The organism is Nocardia sp. CC201C, assembly GCF_030010695.1.
In the GTDB taxonomy this organism is placed as follows: domain Bacteria; phylum Actinomycetota; class Actinomycetes; order Mycobacteriales; family Mycobacteriaceae; genus Nocardia; species Nocardia otitidiscaviarum.
Window position 1 is genome coordinate 1 of the sequence record NZ_JASCXP010000441.1, and the last position, 6,155, is coordinate 6,155.

Annotated in this window: 5 protein-coding genes; all 5 read left to right on the top strand. The window is 67.5% G+C overall.

What is annotated here, in order from left to right:
• Positions 1–107 precede the first annotated feature (107 nt).
• The gene (locus QK444_RS31035; protein WP_282785645.1) at positions 108–1,508 is read left to right on the top strand and encodes an FAD-binding oxidoreductase; all 1,401 of its coding nucleotides are present in this window, start codon (positions 108–110) and stop codon (positions 1,506–1,508) included.
• A gap of 234 nt (positions 1,509–1,742) precedes the next feature.
• Positions 1,743–3,296 carry an ABC transporter substrate-binding protein gene (locus tag QK444_RS31040; protein ID WP_282785646.1) on the top strand — a complete coding sequence of 518 codons (1,554 nt, stop codon included), beginning with the start codon at positions 1,743–1,745 and terminating at the stop codon, positions 3,294–3,296.
• 83 nt (positions 3,297–3,379) lie between these two features.
• A complete protein-coding gene (locus QK444_RS31045; RefSeq protein WP_282785648.1) occupies positions 3,380–4,393 on the top strand; it encodes an ABC transporter permease in 1,014 nt (337 codons plus the stop codon).
• 98 nt (positions 4,394–4,491) lie between these two features.
• Positions 4,492–5,412 carry an ABC transporter permease gene (locus QK444_RS31050; protein WP_282785649.1) on the top strand — a complete coding sequence of 307 codons (921 nt, stop codon included), beginning with the start codon at positions 4,492–4,494 and terminating at the stop codon, positions 5,410–5,412.
• Positions 5,409–6,155, top strand: a 747-nt coding sequence (locus QK444_RS31055) for an ABC transporter ATP-binding protein (RefSeq protein WP_282785647.1), incomplete at its 3' end; no start/stop codon positions are given. The genes QK444_RS31050 and QK444_RS31055, both read left to right, overlap by 4 nt.

Here is a 6,155-nt window from a genome sequence, read left to right on the forward strand (position 1 = left end):
CACGGTGACGAAGTAGCGCAGCTGCCGCAGTTCCATAACTACTGATTCTAGAAGCAAGCAGAACTATCTGTTGGAGTTATCGCGCTCGCGTCGGCAGAGTCGGAGTCATGACGAATACAGCCACGACAGAACCCACCACCACCGGCCCGGTGTTCCGTCCCGGCGAGCCCGGCTTCGACGCGGAACTCGCCGGTTTCCAGACCGCCTACACTCACCGACCCGCCCTCATCGTCGGCGCACTGCATGCCGAGGACGTGCGTGCTGCCGTGGAATACGCTGCCCGCCATGAACTTCCGATCGCGGTCCAGGCCACCGGCCACGGCCTGTCGGTGGCCGCCGACGGCGGTGTGCTGATCAGTACCCGGCGGATGACCGATATCCGGATCGACCCCGCGTCCCGCACCGCCCAGGTAGCCGCCGGTGTCCGCTCCGGGGCGCTGGTCGAGGCGGCCGCCGCGCACGGACTGGCCCCGCTCAACGGCTCCTCGCCGACGGTCGGCGTCGTCGGCTACACCCTCGGCGGCGGGATCGGCATCCTCGCCCGCGAATTCGGCTACGCCGCCGACCATGTGCGCGCCGTCGAACTGGTGACCGGCGACGGCCGCCTGCGCCGCCTCACCCCCGGCGACGAGCTGTTCGGCGCCGTACTCGGCACCGGCGGCAACTTCGGTGTGGTCACCGCGCTGGAACTGGAGTTGCTGCCGCTCACCGAGGTGTACGGCGGCCAGCTCACCTTCGATACCCGTTTGGTGGAACCGGCGCTGGAAGCCTGGCGACTGTGGACAGCAGACCTGCCCGAACAGGTGACTTCCGCCATCACCATGCTCACCATCCCGAATATCCCGCAGGTGCCCGAACCGCTGCGTGGGCGCTACACCGCCACGATCGCCCTCGCCTACACCGGTGACGCGGCCGAGGGGGAGCGCCTCGTGGCCCCGCTGCGGGCGGTCGGCGCCCGGCTCGCCGACGATCTGCGCACCATGCCCTACACCGAAAGTCATGGCATACACCGGGATCCGGCCGATCCGCACGCCTACACCGCCACCAATGCCCTGCTGATCGCGCTACCCACGCAGGCGGCCGCGACCTTCCTCGACCGCACCGGGCCGGATTCGGGCGTCCCCGTCGTCGCCGGACTCCGGCACCTGGGCGGTGCGCTGCGTCGCCGCGGACCGGCCGGTATCGCGGTGGACCACCGGGAGGCCGAATACGTCGCCCGCGTCATCGCCGCACCCGAACCGGGAGTCGACGAGCGGTTGGCGGATATCCGCGCCGGACTGGCCCCCTGGACCATCGGCCATCATCCGAACTTTCTGTACGGCGGTGGCGCGCGGGCGGACGAGGAGCAGACGCGGCGAGGCTACGCGTCCGACACCTACGAACGCCTCGCCGCGCTCAAGGCGACCCACGACCCCCGGAATCTGTTCCGGAGCAACCGGAATATCCGTCCGGCGCAACCTGTGACGGTGCGGAAACCCGAGGTCGATCGTGAAGTAACGCGGGCGTGACAATTTTTCCATCATCATCCCATCAATCCGGGCACGATTCTTTACAAACGCAACGTAACGGCAATTACTCGTCGGTACTGTGCCCGCCATACCGAAAGTTCACCGTTGTCGCATCGGTCTTGTGATCCGGGGTCGTCGGCGGCGGTTTCGAGATGAGGGATCGAGATGAGAAGACCGGCTGGACGCGGGTGGCCGAATCGGCCTGGGCTAGCGAGAAGCGTTGCGGCGCTGGGGATGACGGGCCTTGCGGTGCTCGCGGTGGCGGGCTGCGGTTCGGGCCGCACGGGCGGCGGGGGCGGTGAGGGGATCGTGGTCGGCACCACCGACAAGATCTTCTCGCTGGACCCCGCCGCCGCCTACGACAACGGGTCGCTACTGCCGGAGACCCAGGTCTATCAATTCCTGCTGAATCTGCCGCCGGGGGAGACCACCCCTACGCCGGACGCGGCCGAGAAGTGTGAATTCACCGATCCCACCACCTATACCTGCACGCTGCGTGAGGGTTTGACGTTCGCCAATGGCAACCCGCTGACCTCCGCCAGCGTCAAGTTCTCGTTCGACCGCATGCTGGGGATCAACGACCCCAACGGACCGGCCTCGCTGCTGGGCAATCTGGAGAAGACCGAGGCGGTCGACGAACGCACCGTCCGCTTCACCCTGAAGGAGGCGAACGACCAGACCTTCCCGGCCGTGCTCACCACGCAGGCCGGGCCCATCGTGGACGAGAAGGTCTTCCCCGCCGACCGGGTGCTGGACGACAACGAGGTGGTGAACGGCAAGCCGTTCTCGGGCCCGTACTCCATCGTCAGCTACGACAAGAACAAACTGGTGGAGTACCAGGCGAATCCGGACTACAACGGGGCGCTGGGTACCCCGAAGACCGACACCATCTCCACCCGGTACTACGCCACCACCGAGAATATGAAGCTCGACGTGCAGAACGGCGCGATCGACGTGGCGTGGCGCAGCCTCACCCCGACCGACGTGGACTCGCTGCGCGCCGACAGCAATGTGACGGTGCACGAGGGACCCGGTGGTGAACTGCGGTACTTCGTCTTCAACATGAACACCATGCCGGGCGACACCCCCGAACAGAAGCTCGCCATCCGCAAGGCCATCGCCTCCTCCATCGACCGTGAGGCGCTGGCGACCAATGTGTACAAGGGCACCTACACGCCGGCGTACTCCTCGGTGCCGCAGGGCTTCCCGGGTGCGGTGGAGCCGTTCAAGGAGATCTACGGGGCGCAGCCGAACAAGGACGCCGCAGCGCGCTTCCTGGCCGACGCCGGAGTCGCCACCCCGGTCGATCTGAACCTGCAGTACAACTCGGATCACTACGGCAGCAGCAGCTCCGAGGAGTACGCCGCCATCAAGACCCAGCTGGAGTCCACCGGCCTGTTCCGGGTCAACCTCCAGTCCACCGAATGGGTGAGCTACCAGCGCGAACGCGCCCGCGACGCCTACCCGATCTATCAGCTGGGCTGGTTCCCGGACTTCGCCGACCCGGACAACTACCTGACGCCGTTCTTCGGACCGAACAACTTCCTGCAGAACCACTTCGAGGACCCGGCCATCACCGCGCAGCTGGTCGCCGAGGCCACCGAACCCGACAAGACCAAGCGCCTGGCGATCATCGAAGCGGTGCAGGCCGACCTGGCCCGCGACCACATCTCCATCGTGCCGCTGCTGGCCGGTAAGCAGATCGCGGTGGCGGGCAACGATATCCAGGGTCTGGAGCAGACACTCGATCCCTCCTTCCGATTCCGGTTCGGCGTGCTGAGCAAGTGACGGCCGCGGCCAAGGTGGAGGCGCCGGCCGCCCCGGCTCCTTCCCGCCGGAAGAACAAGGGCGGCGGCGGTTCTCGGTACGGCGTGCTGTTGCGCTACCTCGGTGTGCGCGCACTGCTGATCGTGCCGACCGCGTGGATTCTGGTGACCGTCGTCTTCTTCCTCATGCGGGTGATCGGCGATCCGATCACCGCGGCGGTGGGCGGACGGCTGCCCGCCGACCAGATCGAGGCGCGCAAGGAGGCGGCCGGATTCAACCGGCCCATCCTGGTCCAGTACTGGGACTACCTGACCGACCTGGTGCGCCTGGACTTCGGGCGCACCCAGGACAACCGGGTCGTCACCGACGTGGTGCTGACCTACGGCGCGGCCACCGTGGAACTGGTGTTCTGGTCGCTGCTCATCGCCTTCGCGGTCGGCATACCACTGGGTAGATACGCTGCCACGCACCGGGATTCGAGCTCGGATGTGGGGTTGCGGCTGTTCGCCATCCTGGCTTACGCGGCACCGGTGTTCTTCGTGGGCCTGGTGCTCAAGCTGATCTTCGCCGTGCAGCTGGGCTGGCTGCCCGCGTCCGGGCGGGCCAGCGCCGGGGTCGAACTGGATCTCATGCACGTCTCACCCAAGACCAACATCCTCGTGATCGACGCCATCCTGTACGGCGATATGGGACATCTCGCGGATGTGCTGAAGCACGCGGTGCTGCCCGCGATCTCGCTCGGACTGCTCACCGGTGGCGTGTTCCTGCGCCTGGTGCGGGTGAATCTGATCCAGACCCTGCGCAGCGACTACGTGGACGCGGCCCGGGCGCGCGGGCTCTCCCAGCGCACCGTGACCGGGCGACACGCCTTCCGCAACGCCCTGATTCCGGTCGTGACGGTGATGGGCATGCAGGTCGCCATGCTGCTCGGCGGGGCGGTGCTGACCGAGAGAACCTTCAACTGGCCGGGATTGGGGTATCAACTCGCCGAATATCTGAGCAGCCGGGACTTCATCGCGGTGCAGGGCATCGTCGCGTTCATCGCGGTGCTGGTGGCGGTGACGAGCTTCCTCATCGATGTCGTCGTCGCGCTGGTCGATCCGAGAGTGAGGTTCTGATGACCGCATCGGAAACGGTCACCGAGACGAGCACCCCGGTGTCCACCCCGCCCGTGGTGCGCCGACGGCGCGGGCTGCCGGGCCTGCGTCTCATCGGCATGACACACGGGCTGCAACGCGTCACCCTGCTGTTCGGACTGGGGTTGGTCGCGCTGTTCATCGTGGTCGCGGTATTCGCACCGGTGTTGGCGCCCTATGGATTCGCCGACCAGTCGGCCGACGGCGTGGCCTTCGCGGCACAGCAGCCGCCCTCGGCCGAACACTGGTTCGGCACCTCGGTGCGCAGTGAGGACGTGTTCTCCCGGGTGATCTACGGTGCGCGCACCGCGCTCGCGGTGATCGCCGTCTCCCTGGCGCTGTCGCTGTTCGTCGGCGTGCCACTGGGTTTGGTGTCCGGCTACGTCGGGCGCTGGGTGGACCGCGTGCTGGTGCTGTTCATGGACGCCATGTACGCCTTCCCGCCGCTGCTGCTGGCCATCGTGGTGTCGGTCATGGTGGCGGGCGGCCAATCCAGCGGTGCGGGCGGCATCTTGTCGGCCGCGATCGCCATCACGGTGATCTTCGTACCGCAGTACTTCCGGGTGGTGCGCAATGCCACGGTCGCGGTGAAGAACGAGCCGTATGTGGACGCGGCCCGGGTGACCGGGGCGTCCACGCCGCGCATCCTGTTCCGGCACATCCTCGCCAACGTCACCCAGTCGCTGCCGGTGATCGTCACGCTCAACGGCGCGGAGGCCATCCTCACCCTCGCGGGCCTGGGCTTCCTGGGCTTCGGCATCGAACCGACCCAGGCCGCCGAATGGGGATACGACCTCAACAAGTCGATCGTCGACGTGTCCAATGGCATCTGGTGGACGTGCATCCTGCCCGGTTCGGCGATCGTGCTGGTGGTGCTCGGGCTCACGTTGGCGGGGGAGAGCCTCAACGAAGTACTGAATCCGCTGCTGCGCACCCGCCGAGCGGTGAACGCGCCGACCTCGGTGGAGAGGGCGGCGCTGGCACGGGAGGCCGACGCATGAGTGAAACCAGCACCACCGCCGCCGGACCGGCGCTGGCCATCGACTCGCTGTCGGTCAGCTTCGCCACCGACGCCGGTGCGGTGCGGGCGGTGTGCGAGGTGTCCTACGAGGTGTGGCCGGGGGAGGTGCTCGCGATCGTCGGCGAATCCGGTTCCGGGAAGTCGGTGAGCTCGCGCACCGCCATCGGCCTGCTGCCCGCCACGGCACATGTCGAGGGCCTGGTGTCGTTGGGCGGCAAGGACATTACGGCCATGTCGGAGCGGCAGCTCACCGCGCTGCGCGGCGGGGCCATCTCCATGGTGTTCCAGGAGCCCGGGGCCGCGCTGGATCCGCTGTTCACGGTCGGCTATCAGATCGCGGAGGTGCTGCGTGCGCATACCGAGCTGACGCGCAAACAAGCCAGGGTGCGCGCGGTGGAACTGCTGCGCATGGTCGGGTTGCCGGACCCGGACCATCGCGTGGACTACTTCCCGCATCAGCTCTCGGGCGGGCAGAAGCAGCGCGTGATGATCGCCATCGCCATCGCCTGCGAACCCAAGGTGATCATCGCCGACGAGCCGACCACCGCCCTGGATGTCACCGTGCAGGCCGAAATCCTGGAACTGCTGCGGGATCTGCGCACCCGCATCGGCAGCGCCATCGTGCTCATCACCCACAATATGGGCGTGGTCGCCGACCTCGCCGACCGGGTGGTGGTGATGCGTGAGGGGCGGGGGGGGGGGGGGGGGGGGGGCGGCGGGCGG

Excerpts from the sequence above, each read along its gene's own strand:
- QK444_RS31040 (WP_282785646.1), top strand. The coding sequence starts at position 1,743 with ATGACGGGCCTTGCGGTGCTCGCGGTGGCGGGCTGCGGTTCGGGCCGC.
- QK444_RS31035 (WP_282785645.1), top strand. The coding sequence starts at position 108 with ATGACGAATACAGCCACGACAGAACCCACCACCACCGGCCCGGTGTTC.
- QK444_RS31050 (WP_282785649.1), top strand. The coding sequence starts at position 4,492 with ATGACACACGGGCTGCAACGCGTCACCCTGCTGTTCGGACTGGGGTTG.